At 72.3% G+C, this 21,133-nt stretch carries 14 protein-coding genes; 4 read left to right on the top strand and 10 right to left on the bottom strand.

The features are described from left to right. Positions 1–3: 3 nt before the first annotated feature. On the bottom strand, positions 4–1,947 hold the full coding sequence (locus IG74_RS0111710) for an ATP-binding SpoIIE family protein phosphatase (protein WP_051854798.1): 1,944 nt from the start codon (positions 1,945–1,947) through the stop codon (positions 4–6). Between the two features lie 154 nt (positions 1,948–2,101). Beyond that, on the bottom strand, positions 2,102–2,281 hold the full coding sequence (locus IG74_RS0111705; RefSeq protein ID WP_030674029.1) for a hypothetical protein: 180 nt from the start codon (positions 2,279–2,281) through the stop codon (positions 2,102–2,104). Between the two features lie 427 nt (positions 2,282–2,708). Between IG74_RS0111705 and IG74_RS0111700 the strand changes: the two genes are divergently transcribed. Beyond that, entirely contained in the window at positions 2,709–6,899 is a 4,191-nt protein-coding gene (locus tag IG74_RS0111700; protein WP_078868727.1) for a HAMP domain-containing protein, read from the top strand. Between the two features lie 12 nt (positions 6,900–6,911). Then, on the top strand, positions 6,912–7,496 hold the full coding sequence (locus IG74_RS0111695; RefSeq protein ID WP_030674023.1) for a response regulator: 585 nt from the start codon (positions 6,912–6,914) through the stop codon (positions 7,494–7,496). A gap of 83 nt (positions 7,497–7,579) precedes the next feature. Here the strand turns inward: IG74_RS0111695 and IG74_RS0111690 are convergent, their stop codons facing one another. Beyond that, positions 7,580–9,469: an AMP-dependent synthetase/ligase gene (locus tag IG74_RS0111690; protein WP_030674020.1), complete on the bottom strand. Its 1,890-nt coding sequence runs from the start codon at positions 9,467–9,469 to the stop codon at positions 7,580–7,582. Positions 9,470–9,796: 327 nt separating this feature from the next. Further along, a complete protein-coding gene (gene lepA / locus IG74_RS0111685) occupies positions 9,797–11,659 on the bottom strand; it encodes a translation elongation factor 4 (RefSeq protein WP_030674016.1) in 1,863 nt (620 codons plus the stop codon). Positions 11,660–11,860: 201 nt separating this feature from the next. Between lepA and rpsT the strand changes: the two genes are divergently transcribed. Continuing rightward, entirely contained in the window at positions 11,861–12,127 is a 267-nt protein-coding gene (gene rpsT / locus IG74_RS0111680) for a 30S ribosomal protein S20 (protein ID WP_030674013.1), read from the top strand. Positions 12,128–12,635: 508 nt separating this feature from the next. Here the strand turns inward: rpsT and holA are convergent. Next, positions 12,636–13,622 carry a DNA polymerase III subunit delta gene (gene holA / locus IG74_RS0111675; protein ID WP_030674010.1) on the bottom strand — a complete coding sequence of 329 codons (987 nt, stop codon included), beginning with the start codon at positions 13,620–13,622 and terminating at the stop codon, positions 12,636–12,638. Positions 13,623–13,712: 90 nt separating this feature from the next. Here holA and IG74_RS0111670 point away from each other — a divergent pair, with 90 nt between their 5' ends. Continuing rightward, on the top strand, positions 13,713–13,958 hold the full coding sequence (locus IG74_RS0111670) for a hypothetical protein (RefSeq protein WP_030674004.1): 246 nt from the start codon (positions 13,713–13,715) through the stop codon (positions 13,956–13,958). Between the two features lie 3 nt (positions 13,959–13,961). Here IG74_RS0111670 and IG74_RS0111665 read toward each other — a convergent pair whose 3' ends face one another. From IG74_RS0111665 to IG74_RS0111645, 5 genes are all read right to left on the bottom strand, one after another. Then, on the bottom strand, positions 13,962–14,864 hold the full coding sequence (locus IG74_RS0111665; RefSeq protein WP_030674002.1) for a YceI family protein: 903 nt from the start codon (positions 14,862–14,864) through the stop codon (positions 13,962–13,964). A gap of 258 nt (positions 14,865–15,122) precedes the next feature. After that, a complete protein-coding gene (locus IG74_RS0111660) occupies positions 15,123–17,840 on the bottom strand; it encodes a ComEC/Rec2 family competence protein (RefSeq protein WP_078868718.1) in 2,718 nt (905 codons plus the stop codon). Continuing rightward, positions 17,837–18,910, bottom strand: a complete 1,074-nt coding sequence (locus IG74_RS53385) for a ComEA family DNA-binding protein (RefSeq protein WP_324607499.1) — start codon at positions 18,908–18,910, stop codon at positions 17,837–17,839. The genes IG74_RS0111660 and IG74_RS53385 overlap by 4 nt, the downstream gene beginning before the upstream one ends. 359 nt (positions 18,911–19,269) lie before the next feature. Continuing rightward, positions 19,270–20,115, bottom strand: a complete 846-nt coding sequence (locus tag IG74_RS0111650) for a DegV family protein (RefSeq protein ID WP_030673980.1) — start codon at positions 20,113–20,115, stop codon at positions 19,270–19,272. A 134-nt stretch (positions 20,116–20,249) separates the two neighbouring features. After that, the gene (locus IG74_RS0111645) at positions 20,250–21,041 is read right to left on the bottom strand and encodes a hypothetical protein (RefSeq protein WP_030673978.1); all 792 of its coding nucleotides are present in this window, start codon (positions 21,039–21,041) and stop codon (positions 20,250–20,252) included. Positions 21,042–21,133: the final 92 nt, after the last annotated feature.

Raw genomic sequence — 21,133 nt, 5'->3', positions numbered from 1 at the left:
GCCTCAGCGGGCCTGGAGCACCAGGAGGGCCAGGTCGTCGTCGGGCGGGCGGCTGGAGAACTCGTGGACGAGGCGGCGGATCCGCTCCGCGACGAGCCCCGCGTCGAGGCCCGCGCAGTCGGCGAGGGCCTTGGCGAGCCCGTCGCCGTCGTCGAAGAGGCGCCCGCCGGTGCGGCGCTCGGTGACCCCGTCCGTGACGCACAGCAGCGTGTCGCCGGGGAGCAGGTCGAAGGTCTGACTCGTGTACGTCTCGTCGTCGACCACGCCGAGGAGCATCTGCGGCGCCGCGGCGGGCCGCACCTGGCCGTCGGGGCCGAGCAGCAGCGGCAGCGGGTGCCCGGCGCTGGCCACGGTGCAGCGCACCCCGCCGTCGTACGGCACGAGCTCCCCGTACAGGAGGGACAGGAAGCGCGCGGTGGCGCCCTCGGGCGGCACGCCCTGGCCGCCCGCGACGGCCATGACGGCGGCCGCCGCGTCCGCGGCCTCCGTGGCGTCGTCGAGGAGGAGCTGGTTCAGCCGGTCGAGGACCTCGGCGACCTGGTAGCCCTCGCGGGCGAGCAGCCGCAGCCAGGGGCGGGCGAGGCCGATGACGACGGCGGCCTCGGGGCCCTTGCCCTGGACGTCGCCGAGGGCGAAGCACCAGCGGCCGTCGCCCGCGGGGAACACGTCGTAGAAGTCGCCGCCGGGACCGCCCTGCTCGCGCGGCTCGTACACGACGCCGCTCTGCACGCCGGGGATCTCCGCGACGGCGCTCGGCAGCAGTCCGCGCTGGAGGACCTGGCTGATGGTGGCCTGGCGCTGGTAGCGGCGGGCGGCGCTGATGGCGAGGGCGACGCGGCGGCTGAAGTCCTCGACGAGACCGGTGACCTCGTCGGGGAAGCGCGGCAGCCCGGCCCGGCCGATGACGAGGGAGCCGAGGCGGCGGCCGCCCGCCACCAGGCGGTAGGCGACGGCGGATCCCGTGGAGTCGCCGCCGAAGGCGTCGCCCGGCCAGGACACCGGTACCGCGCCGGGGCCCACCGTGCCGCCGAGGCTCGGTGGCTCCTTCTCCAGGACGCGGCGCAGCTCTTCTATCCGCTGTTCGCTGGTGTGCCAGACGCGCGCGAGGTGCGTGCCGGGGGTGCCCGCGCCTGCGGCGCGCCCGGCGCTGTCGGCCTCGTCGTCCAGCCACACCGCGCACCAGTCCGCGAGCCGCGGCACGAGGAGCTGCCCGGCGAGGGCGGCGACCAGGCTCTCGTCGAACTGCCCGGCGAGCATGTCGGACGCCTCGGCGAGGAAGGTGAGCGCGCCCCTGTTGATCCACTCCGTGTCGTACGCGACCCGCTTGGGCGCCGGGGCGAGGATCTCGGCGGAGCGGAGCCCGCGCTGGAGCCCCAGCTCCCCGGCGTACGCGTCGAAGTCGGGGAGGTCGGGGAAGTCGGGGAGAATCCGCTCCTCGTCCACGGGGAGCCGCGCCCAGACCGTCTTGGTTCCCGAGCGGTAGGTGATGCCCCAGGACTCGGCGAGGGTGGCGACGAGTTGCAGACCGCGGCCGTACTCGGGCGTGCTGGGCTGGGAGGTGCGCGGTTCGCTGCGCACGGCGCGCGCCGGGTGGTGGTCGGAGACCTCCACGACCAGGGCGTCGAGGCCGTCCGCGCCGTCGAAGGAGGCCTCGCCCGGCACCGCGTCGTCCAGGCGGCACAGGACCTCGACGGACGTGCCCGCGTGCACCACGGCGTTCGTCACCAACTCGCTGACCAGGAGCACCGCGTCGTCCGCGAGGCAGTCGCTGATCCGCGTGGCGGCGGGCACCGCGAGCTCCACCCAGTCGGCGATCGCCGCGCGGACGAACCGGCGCGCGGCGGCGGGCGCAAGCGGGTTTCCAGGCAGCGACGTGCGCACTACCGTCGATGGCCCGGGGCGTGAAGCGGGCTCGACGGAGGCGCGGACAGCGGTCTCCCGTTGCATCGGAATGGCCCCCACAGTGCGGCTCCTGAGCAGTTCGGACGTTACGCCTCAGGCGACACGGACAGAGTGACAGACTGACTGGGCCCATAAGCACCGAGTTACCGAAGTGGGCCATCATGAGTGAGAACAGTGCTACGCCCGCGCCCGGACACGGTCAGATTTCGGCATCGGCAAACACGCCGATATCCGCCCGGACCCCGACCCGTGCCTCCTCGGAGGCCGCTGGCCCCCTTCCGCTCCCCTTCCTCACCGTCACGTCGAACGCTCCGGACCACCCGGAGACCTCGGACAGCCCTGACACCTCGGACACCTCGGACACCTCGGACGCTCCCATGGCATCGCCTGGCCAGACGCCGCCCCACCCCGCAGCCGGTGCTCCGCAGCCGGCTCCGCCCACACGACCACCAACTGCCCCCGAGGGCAAGGAACCAGGGCAGGTGTCGCGCGCCGCGCGCGCCCGTCGTAGCGCTCCCGCTCCCGCGGTGTCACCCACCGCCGCGGAGGCGCCCACCGCCGCGGAGGCGCCCACCGCCGCGGAGGCGCCCACCGCCGCGGAGGCGCCCACCGCCGCGGTGTCGCCCGCCGCCGCGGTGTCGCCCGCAGCCGCCACCCGCCGCTCCCCCACCGCGCGTGCCAAGCTTCCCGCCCCCGCCGAGGCCCCGGCCGCGGAGGCGCGGTCCGCCGTCGCCGCCCCGGCCGCCGGTCTCGCCAAAGCCGAAGCCGAAGCCGATGCCGCCAGCCTGCGGGCCCTGCTCGCCGCCATGCGGGCCGCCCGCGACGGGAACTTCACCAAGGCACCGCTGACCGGCACCGGCCTGACGGCCGAGCTGATCACTGTGTTCAACGAACTCGTGGACCGCTCCACGCACTTCGACGGCGAGCTCATCCGGGTCCGCAGGGAGATGGTGCGCCACGGACGGCTCGACGAGCGGTTCACGGCGAGCCCGGGCCAGGGCAGCTGGTCCACCCGGATCATCGAGGTGAACTCCCTCCTGGAGTCCCTGGTCGCGCCCGCCACGAACGCCACCCGGGTCCTGAACGCCGTCGCGGGCGGCGACCTCACCCAGCGCGTCGACCTGCACGACGGGTCGCGGGAGCTGCGCGGCGATCTGCGCCGCCTCGGGCGCGCCGTCAACACGATGGTCGACCAGCTGTCCCTCTTCACGGGGGAAGTCACGCGCGTGGCCCGGGAAGTGGGCACCGAGGGCAGGCTCGGCGGCCGCGCCAAGGTCAGGGGCCTGTCCGGCAGCTGGCGTGACGTGACGGAGGCCGTGAACACCATGGCCTCGCGCCTGACCGCGCAGGTGCGCGACATCGCGCTCGTCACCACGGCCGTGGCGCAGGGCGACCTGACCCGCACGGTCACGGTCGAGGCCACCGGTGAACTCCTCGAACTGAAGCTCACCGTGAACACCATGGTGGAGCAGCTCTCCGCGTTCGCCGCCGAGGTCACCCGGGTGGCCCGCGAGGTCGGCACCGAGGGCAGGCTCGGCGGCCGCGCCCAGGCCCGCGGCGTGTCCGGGGTGTGGAAGGACCTCACCGACAACGTCAACTTCATGGCGTCGAACCTGACCTCACAGGTGCGCAACATCGCCCAGGTCACCACCGCCGTCGCCAACGGCGACCTGAGCCAGAAGATCACCGTGGACGCGCGCGGGGAGATCCTGGAGCTCAAGGACACCGTCAACACGATGGTCGACCAGCTCTCCGCCTTCGCCGACGAGGTCACCCGCGTCGCCCGCGAGGTCGGCACCGAGGGCAACCTCGGCGGCCGCGCCCACGTGCGCGGCGTGTCCGGCGTCTGGAAGGACCTCACCGACAACGTCAACTTCATGGCGGACAACCTCACTTCGCAGGTCCGCAACATCGCCCTGGTGTCGACCGCCGTCGCCCAGGGCGACCTGTCGAAGAAGATCACCGTCGAGGCCAAGGGCGAGATCCTGGAGCTGAAGTCGACGATCAACACGATGGTCGACCAGCTCTCCGCCTTCGCCGACGAGGTCACCCGCGTGGCCCGCGAGGTCGGCACCGAGGGCAACCTCGGCGGTCAGGCCCAGGTGCGCGGCGTCAGCGGCGTCTGGGAGGAGCTGACCGACAACGTCAACTTCATGGCGTCGAACCTGACCTCACAGGTGCGCAACATCGCCCAGGTCACCACCGCCGTCGCCAACGGCGACCTGTCCAAGATGATCACGGTGACGGCGCGCGGCGAGATCCTGGAGCTGAAGGACACCGTCAACACGATGGTGGAGCAGCTGCGGGCGTTCGCCGCCGAGGTCACCCGCGTGGCCCGCGAGGTCGGCACCGACGGCCGCCTCGGCGGCCGCGCCCAGGTCCTCGGCGTCTCGGGCGTCTGGAAGGACCTCACCGACAACGTCAACTACATGGCGGACAACCTGACCGGCCAGGTCCGCAACATCGCCCAGGTCGCGACCGCCGTCGCCCAGGGCGACCTGTCGAAGAAGATCGACGTGGACGCGCGCGGCGAGATCCTGGAGCTGAAGACCACCATCAACACGATGGTGGACACCCTGTCGTCCTTCTCGTCCGAGGTGACACGCGTCGCCCGCGAGGTCGGCTCCGAGGGCCAGCTCGGCGGCCAGGCCCGCGTCGAGGGCGTGTACGGCACCTGGAAGCGTCTGACCACGAACGTGAACGAGCTGGCACTGAACCTGACCACGCAGGTCCGCGCCATCGCCGAGGTCGCGTCCGCCGTGGCGCAGGGCGACATGTCCCGCTCCATCACCGTCGAGCCCAGGGGCGAGGTCGCCGAGCTCAAGGACAACATCAACCTGATGGTGTCCAACCTCCGCGAGACCACCCGCGCCAAGGACTGGCTGGAGTCCAACCTCGCCCGGCTCGCGGGCCTGATGCAGGGCCACCGCGACCTGATGGAGGTCGCCGACCTGATCCTGCGCGAGCTGACCCCGCTGGTGAACGCCCAGTACGGGGCGTTCTTCCTGGCCAACCCGGACGCCGACGGCTCCGCCCCGCTGCAGACGTCGCCCGCCAAGGGCCTCGCCTTCATCGCCGGGTACGGCTCCGCCCAGGACACCGGTACGGAGGAGGAGCAGGGCTTCCTCGTCGACACCACCGGGATGCCCGCGCACGGCCTGGTGCGCCAGGCGGCCCTGGAGAAGAAGCGCATCCTCCTCGACGAGGTGCCGCCCGACTACATCAAGATCCATTCGGGTCTCGGTGACGCCTCGCCCGCGAGTGTCGTGATCATCCCGATCCTCTTCGAGGACAAGCTGCTCGGTGTGATCGAGCTGGCCACGTTCTCCCGCTTCTCCGACGTCCACCTGGCGTTCTTCGACCAGTTCGTGAACACCATCGGCGTCGCGATCAACACGATCATCGCCAACTCCCGTACGGAGTCCCTGCTCAGCGAGTCGCAGCGGCTCGCGACCCAGCTCCAGGAGCGCTCGGACGAACTCCAGCGCCAGCAGGCGGAGCTGCGCCGGTCCAACGCCGAGCTGGAGGAGAAGGCGGCGCTGCTCGCCACCTCGTCGCAGTACAAGTCGGAGTTCCTCGCGAACATGTCGCACGAGCTGCGCACCCCGCTGAACTCGCTGCTGATCCTCGCCCGGCTGCTCTCCGACAACCCCGACGGCCACCTCTCCGACCAGGAGGTGCAGTTCGCCACCACGATCCACCGCTCGGGCTCGGACCTGCTCCAGCTGATCAACGACATCCTCGACCTGTCGAAGATCGAGGCGGGCCGCATGGACGTACGCCCGAAGAAGCTGCCGCTGATCAAGGTCCTGGACTACGTGCACGCCACGTTCCGGCCGCTCACGCTCGACCGCGGGCTCGCCTTCGACGTGACCGTCGGCCACGATGTGCCGCGCGAGATGTTCTCCGACGAGCAGCGCCTCCAGCAGATCCTGCGCAACCTGCTGTCGAACGCGGTCAAGTTCACCGCGAACGGCCGCGTCGAGCTGAGCGTGCAGCACGTCAAGCAGTCCCCCGACCCGCTGCTCAGCGACCGCGGCGACCTCATCAGCTTCACCGTCAAGGACACCGGCATCGGCATCCCGCCCGAGCAACTCCCGGTGATCTTCGAGGCGTTCCAGCAGGTCGACGGCACCACCAACCGCAAGTACGGCGGCACCGGGCTCGGCCTGTCCATCAGCCGCGAGATCGCGGGCCTGCTCGGCGGCCGCATCACCGCCGAGTCCCGCCCCGGCGAGGGCTCCGTCTTCACCCTGTACGTGCCCGTGGTGCACCCCGGCCACGGCGCGGCGGCGGTGGCGTACGCGTCCTCGCGCACGATCCCGACGCCCGAGCCCCGGGAGCAGATGGTCCTGTCGGCGCACACCGTGCCCGAGCCGGACGACAACTGGCCCGCGCCGACCAAGCTGGAGGCGTGGAAGGAGGGCCACGCGGGCCAGGTCCTGCCGGGCCGCCGGGTGCTCATCGTCGACGACGACATCCGCAACGTCTTCGCGCTCACGCACGTCCTCAGCCGCGTCGGCCTGGTGGTGCTCTACGCGGAGAACGGCCGCGAGGGCATCGAGACCCTGGAGCGCAACCCCGACACCGACCTGATCCTGATGGACATCATGATGCCGGAGATGGACGGCTACGAGACCATCGCCGCCATCCGCCGCTCACCGCGCTGGACGGGCCTTCCCATCGTGGCCCTGACCGCCAAGGCCATGCCCGGCGACCGCGAGAAGGCCATCTCGCAGGGCGCCACCGACTACGTCCCGAAGCCGGTGGACGTGGACCAGTTGCTCACCGTCGTCTGCGCCCTCCTTGACCCCGAGGGCGAGCCGACCGAGCCGAAGGCGCCCACGTCCCCGGAGACCGTCAAGCCGGTGGAGACCGTCGAGCCCCCGGAGGCGATCGAGCCCCTGGAAGCCGTCGAGACGGCCCCCGCAGAACCCGCCGATACGAAACCGCGCTCCAGTCAAGCGGAGACCGCGATTCCGCCGACGACCGAGTGAGGCACCGTCACCATGAGCACTGAGGCCACCACCGGAGACCACGCGAGCATCCTCCTCGTCGACGACATGGAGGACAACCTCGTGGCGCTGGAGGCCGTCCTGGGGTCCTTGAACGAACCGCTGGTACGCGCCCGTTCCGGAGAGGAGGCGATGAAGGCGCTGCTGCGGCAGCGGTTCGCCGTGGTCCTCCTCGATGTGCGGATGCCGGGCATGGACGGCTTCGAGACCGCGTCCAACATCAAGCGCCTCGACCAGACGAAGGACGTGCCGATCATCTTCCTGACCGGCACCGACAACGACGCGGGCTACGCCTTCCGCGGCTACGCGACGGGCGCGGCCGACTACCTCACCAAGCCCTTCGACCCGTGGGTGCTGCGCGCGAAGGTCACCGTGTTCCTGGAACTGCACCGCAAGAACCAGCAGTTGGAGCACATGCTGGCGCGCGAGCAGGAGCACTTCGACGAGCTGTCCCTTCGCCTCGCGGCGATCGAGCGGCAGCTTGCGGACCGGGGCTTCGACGACATGACGGACGTGCGCCGCCAGATCACGCGCATGGAGGAGATCCTGCGGGAGATGCGGCGCAGACGCGGCGCGTGACCGCCCCGTTCCCCGGCCCCGTGTGGGGCCGGGGGCCCGGACCCCGTCCGTGCCCGGGGGCTCGGATCGTCCGTGCCGGGGGCTCAGGCCTCGCGGGCGCCCGCGTACATCTCCTCGATCAGGTCCTTGTACTCGCGCTCCACCACCGGGCGCTTGAGCTTCAGGCTCGGCGTCAGCTCGCCGTGCTCGACGTCGAGGTCGCGCGGGAGCAGCTTGAACTTCTTGAGGGTCTGCCAGCGCTGGAGGCCCTCGTTGAGCCGGCGCACGTACCCCTCGATGAGGGCGACGGTGGCCGGGGCCGCGACGACCTCGGCGTAGCTCTTGCCGTCCAGGCCGTTCTCCTTGGCCCAGCCCATGATGGCGGCCTCGTCCAGGGCGATGAGGGCGGAGCAGAAGTTCCGGTCGGCGCCGAGCACCAGGATGTTGGAGACGTACGGACACACGCCCTTGAACTGGCCCTCGACCTCCGTGGGCGCGACGTACTTGCCGCCGGAGGTCTTGAACAGGTCCTTCTTGCGGTCGGTGATCCGCAGATAGCCGTCGGCGGACAGCTCCCCGATGTCGCCGGTGTGGAACCAGCCGTCGGACTCCAGGACCTCGGCGGTCTTCTCGGGCAGCCCGTGGTAGCCCTCCATGATGCCGGGGCCGCGCAGCAGGATCTCGCCGTCGTCCGCGATGCGCACCTCGGTGCCGGGCAGCGGCTTGCCGACGGTGCCGGTGCGGTAGGCCTCGCCGGGGTTGACGAAGGAGGCCGCGGAGGACTCGGTGAGTCCGTACCCCTCCAGGATGTGGATCCCGGCGCCCGCGAAGAAGTAGCCGATCTCCGGGGCGAGCGCCACCGAGCCGGACACCGCGGCCCGCAGCCGGCCGCCGAAGGCCTCGCGCAGCTTCGCGTACACGAGCTTGTCGGCGACCTTGTGCTTGGCCCCGAGGCCGAACGGCACCGAGGCCACACCGGTCCTGCGGAAGTTGTCCTGGCTGGTCTTCGCGTACTCGCGGGCGATCTCCGCCGACCACTGGAAGATCTTGTACTTGGCGTTGCCGCCAGCCCGCGCCTTGGCCACGACGCCGTTGTAGACCTTCTCGAAAATGCGCGGCACGGCCGCCATGTACGTCGGCTGGACCACCGGCAGATTCTCGATGATCTTGTCGACGCGGCCGTCGACGGCGGTGACGTGCCCGAGCTCGATCTGCCCGCTGGTCAGCACCTTGCCGAAGACGTGCGCGAGCGGCAGCCAGAGGTACTGCACGTCGTCGGACGTGAGCAGGCCGGTGGCGGCGATGGCCTTCGCCATGTACGACCAGTTGTCGTGCGGCAGGCGCACGCCCTTGGGGCGGCCCGTGGTGCCCGAGGTGTAGATGATCGTCGCGAGGTGGTCGGACCGGATCGCTTCGACGCGCTGCTTGACCGCGTCGGGGTTCTTCTCCAGGTGGGCCGCGCCCCGCGCCTCCAGGTCCGCGAAGCTGAGCACCCACCCCTCGGGGTCGTCGGCGGCGGGCTCGACGCCCTCGGTGTCGAAGACGACGACGTGCTTCAGGTCGGGCAGGTTCGCCCGCTGCTCACGCGCCTTGACCAGCTGCTCGGCGTTGTCGGCGATCAGGACCCGGCTGCCGGAGTCGGCGAGGATGAACGCGGACTCCTCGGCGTTGGTCTGCGGGTAGATCGTCGTCGTGGCGGCGCCCGCGCACATGATGCCGAGGTCGGCGAGGATCCACTCGATCCGGGTGGCCGAGGCGAGCGCCACCCGGTCCTCGGGCCGCAGCCCCAGATCGATCAGACCGGCCGCCACGGCGTCGACGCGCTCGGCGGCCTGGGCCCAGCTCAGCGCCTTCCACTCGTCCGGGCCCTCGCCCGCGGCCGCGGGGACGGGGTAGCGGTAGGCCTCGGCCTCCGGCGACTTCGCGACGCGCTCCAGCAGGAGGTGCGCCACCGAGGGCGGTCGGTTCTCGATCAAGGTCTGTGTGTCGCTCACGACATCCTCCGGGCCCGCGACGGTGCGTCCTACTGGCTGCGTGTGGCTGCTGCTGGCTGCGTGTGGCTGCTGCGCTCCGATGCCACTCCAGGCACGTTGTTTAACTTGCGAGTAACCTCCGAGCAGTGATCAGGGTAGAGGCCGGACGCCCGCCACGTAAGGGGCTGCTGCCTGTCACTTTCTACAGAACGGGGCGGTAGCTTCACAGTCGGCCCGGAGACGGTACGGCCGCGGCCCCCTGCTCACCCACAGACGAAAAGCGCCCGTCCGAGCATCGGACGAGCGCTTTTCGCACAGCGGGGAACCCGGCCGCGGCCGGGTGGGCGACTACTTCTTCTTGGCGCTCTCGTCGCTGGAGAGCACCGCGATGAAGGCCTCCTGCGGGACCTCCACGGAGCCGACCATCTTCATCCGCTTCTTGCCTTCCTTCTGCTTCTCCAGCAGCTTCCGCTTACGCGAGATGTCACCGCCGTAGCACTTGGCGAGGACGTCCTTGCGGATGGCGCGGATGGTCTCGCGGGCGATGACCCGCGAGCCGATGGCCGCCTGGATGGGCACCTCGAAGGCCTGCCGCGGGATGAGCTCGCGCAGCTTGGCGACGAGCCGCACGCCGTAGGCGTACGCCGCGTCCTTGTGCGTGATCGCCGAGAACGCGTCGACCTTGTCGCCGTGCAGCAGGATGTCGACCTTGACCAGGCTGGAGGACTGCTCGCCGGTGGGCTCGTAGTCGAGCGAGGCGTAGCCGCGCGTCTTGGACTTCAGCTGGTCGAAGAAGTCGAAGACGATCTCCGCGAGCGGCAGCGTGTAGCGGATCTCCACGCGGTCCTCGGAGAGGTAGTCCATGCCGAGCAGCGTGCCGCGCCGGTTCTGGCACAGCTCCATAATCGAGCCGATGAACTCCGACGGCGCGAGGATGGTCGCGCGGACGACCGGCTCGAAGACCTGGTCGATCTTGCCCTCGGGGAACTCACTCGGATTGGTGACCGTGTGCTCGGCCCCGTCCTCCATGATCACGCGGTAGACCACGTTCGGCGCGGTGGCGATCAGGTCGAGCCCGAACTCCCGCTCCAGGCGCTCGCGGATCACGTCCAGGTGCAGCAGGCCGAGGAAGCCCACGCGGAAGCCGAAGCCGAGCGCGGCGGAGGTCTCCGGCTCGTACACCAGGGCGGCGTCGTTGAGCTGGAGCTTGTCGAGCGCGTCGCGCAGCTCCGGGTAGTCGGAGCCGTCCAGCGGATACAGGCCGGAGAAGACCATCGGCTTGGGGTCCTTGTACCCGCCGAGGGCGTCCGTGGCGCCCTTGTGCAGGGAGGTGATCGTGTCACCCACCTTGGACTGCCGCACGTCCTTCACGCCGGTGATGAGGTAGCCCACCTCACCCACGCCGAGGCCGTCGGCGGCGAGCATCTCGGGCGAGTTCGTCCCGATCTCCAGGAGCTCGTGGGTGGCGCCGGTCGACATCATCCGGATCCGCTCACGCTTGTTGAGCTGGCCGTCGACGACACGGACGTACGTCACGACGCCCCGGTACGAGTCGTACACCGAGTCGAAGATCATCGCGCGGGCGGGCGCGTCCGCGACGCCGACGGGCGCCGGGACCTCGGCCACGACCCGGTCGAGCAGCGCCTCGACGCCGAGCCCGGTCTTCGCGGAGACCTTGAGGACGTCCTCCGGGTCGCAGCCGATGAGGTTCGCGAGCTCCTCGGAGAACTTCTCGGGCTGGGCGGCCGGCAGGTCGATCTTGTTGAGCACCGGGACGATCTTGAGGTCGTTCTCCATCGCCAGGTACAGGTTGGCGAGGGTCTGCGCCTCGATGCCCTGGGCGGCGTCGACGAGCAGGACCGTCCCCTCGCACGCGGCGAGCGACCGCGAGACCTCGTACGTGAAGTCCACGTGGCCCGGGGTGTCGATCATGTTGAGGATGTGGGTCCTGCCCTGGTCCGGGCCCTCGGTGGGGGCCCAGGGCAGACGCACCGCCTGGGACTTGATCGTGATGCCGCGCTCACGCTCGATGTCCATGCGGTCGAGGTACTGGGCGCGCATCTGGCGCTGCTCGACCACACCGGTCAGCTGGAGCATGCGGTCGGCGAGCGTGGACTTGCCGTGGTCGATGTGCGCGATGATGCAGAAATTGCGGATCAGAGCCGGGTCGGTACGGCTCGGCTCGGGCACATTCTTAGGGGTCGCGGGCACGCAGGGTCCTGTCTCTTGAGGCGCCTTATGCCTCGGGTCGGATCGATACGTAGCCTCCATGGTCCCACGGGTGGGCCGTGCCCATCGGTTTGGGCCGCCCCGAGGACGGCTGGTACCGTGGGCAGCTGTGTCTCGTAGCCCTCTCAGCGCGAGGCGCATGTCAGAGAAACCAGCGGTACCTGAACCTGAAAAGGCTCTTTCGTGGCGAACATCAAGTCCCAGATCAAGCGCAACAAGACCAACGAGAAGGCGCGCCTGCGCAACAAGTCGGTCAAGTCCGCGCTCAAGACGTCGATCCGCAAGACCCGTGAGGCCATCGTGGCGGGCGACGTCGAGAAGGCCACCGTCGCGCTGCGCGACGCCAACCGCAACCTGGACAAGGCCGTCTCCAAGGGCGTCATCCACAAGAACCAGGCCGCCAACAAGAAGTCGGCGCTTGCTTCGAAGGTCGCGTCCCTCCAGGGCTGAGTCCGGCCTTCCGGACCTGTCCGGGCTTCCGGGCTGATCCGCTCTCCGGAGTGATCCGGAGTGGACTGTTCCTGATGTACCTGATGTAACCGTCGGCAGGACCCAGAGCGGGCCCTCTCTCATCCGCTCCCGGTCGGCACTCCGAGCTCGTACGCGGCCTGCGTTCGCCACGCGGGTGCGAGCTCATCACACAGCGTAACCAGAAGGCCCCGCGCCTCGCCCCTTCCCCGGGGCGGGGGCGGGGCCTTCTGGCGCGCCTGGGGACTGGGTGCCTGGGGGCTGAGCCCCCAGTTTCGGGAAGGGGCGGGATCGACGGGATCGGGGAAGAAAAACCCCCGCCGCGACGGCGAGCAACCAGGCCGCGCGATATCAGCGCTGCCGTGCCCACCCCGCCCGTCCGGGGAGGTCCACGAGAAGGGCGTACGCCCGGGGCGAGGGGCAGACGCAGCGGGCGGGCGCGGCCGGGGCGACGGTCAGACCCGGCATGCGGGCGCGGCCCCGGCGGTGGTCAGGCCCGGCGGGCCCGCGCGGCCCGGGCGACGGCGACAACCGCCTTCTCCAGGGCGTACTCGGGGTCGTCCCCCCCGCCCTTCACCCCCGCGTCGGCCTCCGCGACAGCGGCGAGCGCCACCGCCACCCCGTCGGGAGACCACCCCCGCATCTGCTGCCGCACCCGATCGATCTTCCAGGGCGGCATCCCCAGCTCCCGCGCCAGGTCGGCGGGGCGCCCGCCACGGGCGGACGACAGCTTCCCGATGGCCCGCACCCCCTGCGCGAGCGCGCTCGTGATCATCACGGGCGCGACCCCGGTGGCGAGCGACCAGCGCAGCGCCTCCAGCGCCTCGGCGGCCCGGCCCTCCACGGCCCGGTCGGCCACGGTGAAGCTGGAGGCCTCGGCCCGCCCGGTGTAGTACCGCCCGACGACCGCCTCGTCGATGGTCCCCTCGACGTCCGCGACCAGCTGCGCCGCCGCGGAAGCGAGCTCCCGCAGATCACTGCCGATGGCGTCCACGAGGGTCTGGCAGGCCTCCGGCGTCGCCGCGCGGCCGAGCGTGCGGAACTCGCCGCGCACGAACGCGAGCCGGTCCGCGGGCTTGGTCATCTTGGGGCAGGCGACCTCCCGCGCCCCGGCCTTGCGGGCCGCGTCGAGCAGCCCCTTGCCCTTGGCGCCGCCCGCGTGCAGCAGCACGAGGGTGATCTCCTCCACGGGCGCGCCGAAGTACGCCTTCACGTCCTTGACCGTGTCCGCCGACAGGTCCTGCGCACTGCGCACGACCACGACCTTGCGCTCGGCGAACAGCGACGGGCTGGTCAGCTCCGCGAGCGTGCCCGGCGCCAGCTGATCGGGGGCGAGGTCCCGCACGTCGGTGTCGGCGTCCGCGGCGCGGGCCGCGGCGACGACCTCCTGCACGGCACGGTCGAGCAGCAGGTCCTCCTGCCCGACGGCCACCGTGACGGGGGCGAGCGGATTGTCTTGTGCGTTCTTCCTGGCCATCGCGGTCAAGCATCCCACGCGCCACCGACAGCCGGGGGCGCCGCGGGGACCACGCCCCGACCTCACCCGCCCGTGGGCGAGAATGTCCAGGTGACCGACGTACGACATGTCCTGGTGCTGCCCGACCGCGACGCGGCGGAAGAAGTCGCCGAAGAGCTCCCCGATCGCTTCGAGGTCGCCGAGGAGCCCCAGCTCGTACGCGACGCGCTGGCCGGCGAGGACGACGCCGAGGACGCCCAGTGGCTGGTCGTCGTCGAGGACCCCCAGCGGCGCCTGGACCCGACGGCGCTCGACGAGCTCGCCGCGGAGTACGAGGGCTGGCTGGAAGCCCCCTGAGACCTACGCCGCGGTAGCCGCGGCGACGCTCTTCGGCACGACCTGAATGTCCAGCTCGATGGTGATGCTCGCGCCGACCGCGGCGATGCCCCGGGCGAGCATGGTCTGCCAAGTGATCGTGAAGTCGTCGCGGTGCAGCTCGGTCGTCGCGCGGCAGGCCGCGCGGGTCTCGCCCTGGATGCCCTGCCCGACCCCCAGGTACTCGGTGTCGAGCGTCACCGTCCGCGTCACACCGTGCAGCGAGAGCGCGCCGGTGATCGCCCAGCGGTTACCGCCCTTGTGCACGAACCGGTCGCCGTAGAACTCCATCGTCGGGAACCGCTCCACGTCCAGGAAGTCACCGGACCGCAGGTGGTCGTCGCGCAGCTTGACGGCCGTGTCGATGGACGCGGCGTCGATCACCACGTGCATCGCCGAGTCCTCCATCCGCTCGGCGAGCCGGATGGCCCCCGCGAACGTGTTGAACCGGCCGTGGATGCGCGCCAGCCCGATGTGCCGCGCCGTGAACCCGATCGTGGAGTGCATCGGGTCGACGTCCCAGTCCCCCGCGTCCGGCAGCGTCGGCAGCTGCGCCACCTGGAGCGTCACATCGCCCATCGAGGCGTGCGCGCCCTCGCCGACCGTCACGTTCGCCCGGTACGGCGTGAACCCCTCCGCCGACACCGCGAGCCGGTACTCCCCCGCCGGGACCGTCGTCACGAACGACCCGTACGGGTCCGTCCCACCGCTGACGACCTTGCGCCCCATGGTGTCGGTGACGGACAGCTCCGCGTGCCGCACCGGCTCGTTCACGGGGTCGAGCACCCGGCAGCTGAGCACCCCCGCGCTGGGTGGGACCGTCACCGCCGACAGCGGCCCGGACCGCCCTCCTCGACTCGAACGGTTTCCCAGCCAACGGCCGAACACTGCGACACACCCCCGCGGGCCTTGACAACAAGTAGAAGAGGCATTCGATCACCGTTGCGGCATTCGATGCAAACGCGCCCACTTCAGCAAGAACATTGCAGAAACAGGAGAACTGCTCGGACTGTCCGGCTGACCCGAATTGATCTCTTCCGCATCCACCACCCCAGGACCGGCCCGAGACAGGCCCGCGGCAGGCCCAGGGCCGACTCGTGCGCACCGCCTCATGCACCACCCCCATGTACAGCCCTGCGCACCGACTCAATACCGGCGCGTGACCACGCCCAGTTCCGCCTCCCCTCCCCCGTCCGCGGCCCCGGCGCCCCCGCCTGCCTCCTCGCCGGACCGCCCGCCGACCACCGCGATCGCCCCTTCCTCGTCCGTCCGCAGCACCATCGCCCCCGCCCCGCGCAGCGCGACGACCGTACGAGGTGAGGGGTGTCCGTACGAGTTGTCCGCCCCGCAGGAGATCAGCGCCAAGCGCGGCCCGGCCCGCCGCAGGAGCACCGGGTCCTGGTACGCCGAACCGTGGTGAGCCACCTTCAGGACGTCCACACGGGGCAGCGCCGCCCCCACCCGAGTGCGCAACAGGGCCCGCTGCGCAGGCGGTTCGAGGTCGCCCAGCAGGAGCAGGGTGAGGCCCCGGGTGCGCACCAGGAGCGTGACGCTGGCGTCGTTCGGCCCCTCCGGCTCCGGCGCCGGGTGCGCCACGGGCCAGAGAACCCGCCAGTCGAGCTCCCCCGCGCGCCGCCGCTCCCCGGCCACGGCCCGCGTCACCGGCACCCCTCGCGCGGCCGCCTGCGCCCGCACGAACGCCACCTGCCCTGGCGGCTCCCCGAGCCCCGTCGTCTGGATCGCCCCCACCGAACGCCCCCTCAACACCCCCGGAAGCCCCTCCACATGGTCCGCGTGAAAGTGCGTCAGCAGCACCAAGGGCACCCGCGTGACGCCCAGCGACCGCAGACAGCGGTCCACGAGCATCGGGTCGGGGCCCGCGTCGACGACCACCCCTGCGCCTGGCCCCGCCGCCAGGACGGTCGCGTCCCCCTGCCCCACATCGCACATCACCAGCCGCCACCGCGGCGGCGGCCAGCCCGCGATGACCCGGGTGAGCGGCGGCGGCTGGACCACCACGACGAGCAGCAACAGCGCGCACGCCGCGCACAGCCACGGATGCCGCCCGAGCCGTCTGCCGACCAGCACGAGCACCACCGTGACGGCGGCGAGCAACAGCGCGCCGCGCCAACTGCCCGGCCAGTCCACCCCGTTCCCCGGCAGCGCCGCCCCCGCCCGTGCGATCCCCGCGATCCACCCGGTCGGCCAACTCGCGCCCCACGCCAGGACCTTGGCCACCGGCATCACCACCGGCGCCACCGCCAGCGCGGCGAACCCGAGCACCGTGGCGGGAGCCACCGCGAACTCCGCGAGCAGATTGCACGGCACCGCCACCAGGCTCACCCTCGCCGCGAGGACGGCCACCACCGGCGCGCACACCGCCTGCGCCGCCGCGGCCGCCGCCAGCGCCTCGGCGAGCCGCCCCGGCACCCCGTGCCGCCGAAGCGCGGCGCTCCACCTCGGCGCGAGCGTCAGCAACGCTCCCGTGGCGAGCACGGACAGCAGGAAGCCATAGCTCCGCGACAGCCACGGGTCGTACAGGACGAGCACGAGGACCACGGCGGCGAGCGCCGGGATCAGCGATCTGCGCCTGCCCGTGGCGATGGCAAGCAGCACCACCAGGCCGCACGCCGCCGCCCGCACCACACTCGGCTCCGGCCTGCACACCAGCACGAAGCCGAGCGTCAACGCGCCCCCGAGCAGCGCAGTCGCCCGCAACGGGATGCCCAACCGCGGGGCGAGACCGCGCCGTTCGGCCCGTTGCGCCGTCCCTGGCGGTCCGATGAGCAGCGCGAGGACGATCGTGAGATTGGCCCCGCTCACGGCCAGCAGATGCGTCAGGTCAGTCGCCCGGAACGCCTGCTCCAGCTCCGGAGGCACCCGGGAGGTGTCCCCGATCACCAGTCCCGGCAGCAGCGCCCGGGCGTCGGCGGGCAGCCCGTCCGTCGCCTCGCGCAGCCCTGCGCGCAGTTCGCCCGCGAACCGCTGCGCCCGCGAAGGCTCCCCGATGACACGCGGCACCCGGTCCCCCGTCACCCGCAGCACCGCCGCGATCCCTCCGCTGTCCGGCAGCGGCGGCGCGAGGTCGGCCCGCACCCGCAGCCGCGTGGACGGCAGCAGCCCGAGCCACGGGGAGTCCCGACGGCGCCCGGCCTCCCCGGGCGCCCTCGCTCGCTCGTCCTGCGCGCCTTGCGGACCTCCCGCACCGACGCCGGTGTCGCGGCCCTTCTCCTTCTCCTCGTGCCGCACGACGACCAGCACGGGTGTCCGCGTCGCGGTCGTCGTGCCGTCCGTCTCCGTGACCCGCACGACGTCCGCGTCCAGTACGACGGCCGGTGGCATCGGGCGGTCGCCCGTGGCCCGCGGTCGGGTGCGGCGCGGGTCCGACGTCACCTCCAGCTCCGCCGTCACCGCGGCGTACTCCCGGGCGAGCCCCGGGACCGGGCCGCGGTGCAGATCCGCCCCGTGCAGCCCCGCGGAGGCCGCCGCCGCACCGGCGCACAGCAGGACGGCCGCCACGCTGACCCGCCCCCAGGCTCCGCCGCGCCACCGGCCCCTGCGGCCGCGCGTCCCGCTCGGCCTGCGCCCGGACGTCGTCCACGTCACCAACAGGGCACCGGCGACCACCACGCAGACCACCACCGCACCCGTCACCAGGTGGGGCGGGGCGTCGAGCGCCAGGGCCGCAGCCGCCCAAGCCGCCAGGGCGGGCGGCACGAGACGCAGGTCCACCGGGCCTTCCTGACGGGGGTTCGCGGAGCCGAGGCGGTGGGCCCCGAGAGCGCCCACCTCCGCGCGCCCAGCCCCCGAAGGCCTCGCCCCCGAGTGCCCCGCATCCACCGGCCTCGCGCCTGGGCTCCTCATGGCCGTACGAGATTCCGCAGGTCGGCGAAGCGTCGATCGCCGATGCCATTGACCTCCCGGAGCTCGTCCACCGAGCGGAAGCCGCCGTGCTCCGTGCGGTAGTCGATGATGTGCTGCGCGAGGACCGGGCCGACTCCCGGCAGGGTGTCCAATTGCTCAGCCGTGGCGGAGTTCAGCGCGACGGGGCCCGCGGTCGCGCCGGGGACACCGGGCGGCCCGGCCGCCGTGCCACCCGCGGGCACCCCGGGTGCCGCAGGTGCCGCGGGCGCGGGCCCGCCCACCACCAGTTGCTCGCCGTCCACAAGCAGCCGGGCGCGGTTGAGGTCATCGGTCTTCGTGCCGGGGCGCACCCCGCCCGCGGCCCGCAGCGCGTCGGCGACCCGGGAGCCGGCCGGCAGGTGCAGCACACCGGGACTGCGGACCTTGCCGCTGACGTCCACGACGAGCCCGCCGCCCGCCGCGCCCGCCTCACCCGTGGTCCCGGCACCGCTCCCCTGTCCAGCGCTGACGCCCTCCGTCCCCTCGGCTCCCGGAGGCAGCCCCGCGTCCGGCGGCGCCCCTGGTGACGGGGACGGCCCCGTCTCGCGGCCCGGGGCGGCCGCCCCACCCACCACGTCCGGCGCCCGGACCGGCTGGGCCCGGCCGCTCCAAAAGTGCTGGGCCGCGAACCCCGCCGCGACGACGAGGACCACCCCGAGCGCGAGCACGCCCCGCCGCTCCAGACCGCATCTGGCCTGCATCCAGAGCGGCAACCGCTCCCGCACGGCGAGCCCGACGCGCGCCCGCCACGAGGCCTCTGCCCGCGCACGGCGACCGCGCCCGTCCTCCCGATCCCGCTCGCCCTCCCGACCTTGCGTATCCTCCTGGCCCTGCGCGCCCTCCCGGCCTTGCGCATACTCCCGACCCTGCGCGCCCTCCCAATCGCGCACCTCTTCGCGGTCGTACGCGTCCTCCCAGCCGCGCCCGCCCTCCCGATCGCGCCCGTCCGCCCCCATGGAGCCCGCACCCATGGAGCCCGCGTGGTCCGGCTCGGCCAAGGGCGGCGACAGCGAGCCCCGCCGCTCCGCCACCCCCGCCCCCGCTCGGCGAGGACCCGCCGGGCCGGGCTCCGCTCCCTCGGACCCAGCCCCAGCCCCAGCCCCAGCGAAGAGCGTCTCCGCCCGCAGCCTCATCGCCTCCGCCGCGGCCCGCCTGCGCCGGGCCCGCCGTCGGGCGTGACGATGCGTCACTCGTACTGGCGATGCGGGGGTCAGCTCGCCGCTCGCCGTGTCTACCGCTGTCCGTGAAGGTGATCGAAGTGCCATGTCGACGACGCTAGGCACCGCACCGAAAGCGCGTTGATCTTGGTCAATTTCCGCGGACTACCGGGAAGTTGTGGATAACTCCGTCACCCACACGAGCCCCAAACAACCTGCCGGTCTCGCCCGCCTCACCGAGGCGAAATCACAGCCCCCAACAGCCCCGGCCCCGTGTGCGCCCCGATCACCGCGCCCACCTCGCTGACGTGCAGCTGCGCCAGCGACGGCACCCGCTCCCTGAGCCGCTCCGCGAGCGCCTCGGCGCGCTCGGGCGCCGCCAGGTGGTGGACCGCGATGTCGACCTCGTGCGCACCGGCCCGCTCGACCGCGATCTCCTCGAGGCGGGCGATGGCCTTCGACGCGGTGCGCACCTTCTCCAGGAGCTCGATGCGTCCGCCGTCGAGTTCGAGCAGCGGCTTCACGGCGAGCGCGGAGCCGAGGAGCGCCTGGGCCGCGCCGATCCGCCCGCCGCGGCGGAGGTAGTCGAGGGTGTCGACGTAGAAGTACGCGGACGTGCTCGCGGCCCGCTTCTCGGCGGCGGACACCGCCTCGTCCACGGAGCCGCCCGACTCGGCGGTCTCGGCGGCCGCGAGGGCGCAGAAGCCGAGGGCCATCGCGACCATGCCGGTGTCGACGACGCGCACCGGCACCGGTGCCTCGCGCGCCGCGAGGAGGGCCGCGTCGTACGTCCCGGAGAACTCCGCCGACAGGTGCAGCGAGACGATGCCCGTGGCGCCCGCCTCGGCGACCTCGCGGTAGGTGCGCGCGAAGACTTCGGGGCTGGGCCGCGAGGTGGTCACGGGTCGGCGCTTCTGCAGCGCGAGCGCGACGGAGCGGGCCGAGATCTCGGTGCCCTCTTCGAGCGCCTGGTTGCCGAGCACCACGGTCAGCGGCACCGCGGTGATGCCGTGCCGCTCCATCGTCCGCTGCGGCAGGTAGGCCGTTGAATCGGTGACGATCGCGACATGGCGGGACATGAGCTGGAGATTACCCGCAGGAACCCTGCCGCGGCAGTCCGACCCCGTCACTCGGGCGACGGCCCCCATGACGGAGCGCGCGCGGCCGGGCAGGCCGAGGCCTCACGACGGCGTCGGCATCGGATCACACGGGATCAGGTGGTGCTCTCCGGCTTGGTCTGCTTCTCCCAGGAGTACGTCGGCCGCGGGCTCGCCGGGGCGATCGCGGGTCTCGTCGGCTCCTGGGCGGTGCGGTCGGGGCTCTCCGCGGGGGCCGTCGCGCCCGGCCGGGGCGACGCCTCGGCCGGTGCCGGGTCGGGCCACGACGAAGCGGGGGCGGCGGACGGCGAGGTCGAGGAAGAGGAGGGCGAAGAAGACGGCGAGGGCGGGGCGTCGGACGGCTCCGTCGTCCAGTGCCGCAGCGCGCCCGCCTCCATGTCGATCTGCGTCCTGAGCAGGTCCAGATCGTCGTCCGCGAACTTGTCGGCGCGGTCGCGCGCCGCCCAGCGCAGCGAGTCCGCAGCCTTCGTGATCTGCTCCGTGCGCTCCTTCAGGGCGGGCAGGCGCTGGCTCAGGGTGATCCGGTCCGGCTCGCTCTCCAGGCGCTTCAGATCGTCGTCCAGCTCGTGGCCGTGGGTGCTCAGGCGCTCGAAGAGCGCGAGGGACTCGTGCAGCGAGGGGTCCTCGGCGACGCCGGCCCGCAGCGCGTCCTGGGTGGCGCGCATCGACGTGCGCAGCTTGAGCCGGAGCTGGGCCAGCTCGCCGACGGCGCCGGGCTGCGCGAACGTCTTCGCGCGCAGCGTCGTGTCCTCGACCGTGCGGCGGGCCTGCGAGAGCGTGCGGTCCACGCCGCGCTTGGCGGCGCCCACGGCTTTGACCACCGCATACGCCCCCACCGCCAGGAACAGCACGAAGAGCAGCGCGACCACTGCGATCACGGCTTCCACGATGCTTCTCCTTCGGCCGGGCGGGGACGGTCGGTGAGCGGCGGAGGCGGACGGGCCCACCCGCCTCTCCACGGTAAACGCAGCAGGCCGGT

Origin of the sequence: Streptomyces sp. NRRL B-1347, assembly GCF_000720325.1 — a bacterium.
Lineage (GTDB): Bacteria > Actinomycetota > Actinomycetes > Streptomycetales > Streptomycetaceae > Streptomyces.
Note: the sequence above shows the minus strand (reverse complement) of the source record. Positions and strands in the feature narration are given on the sequence as shown.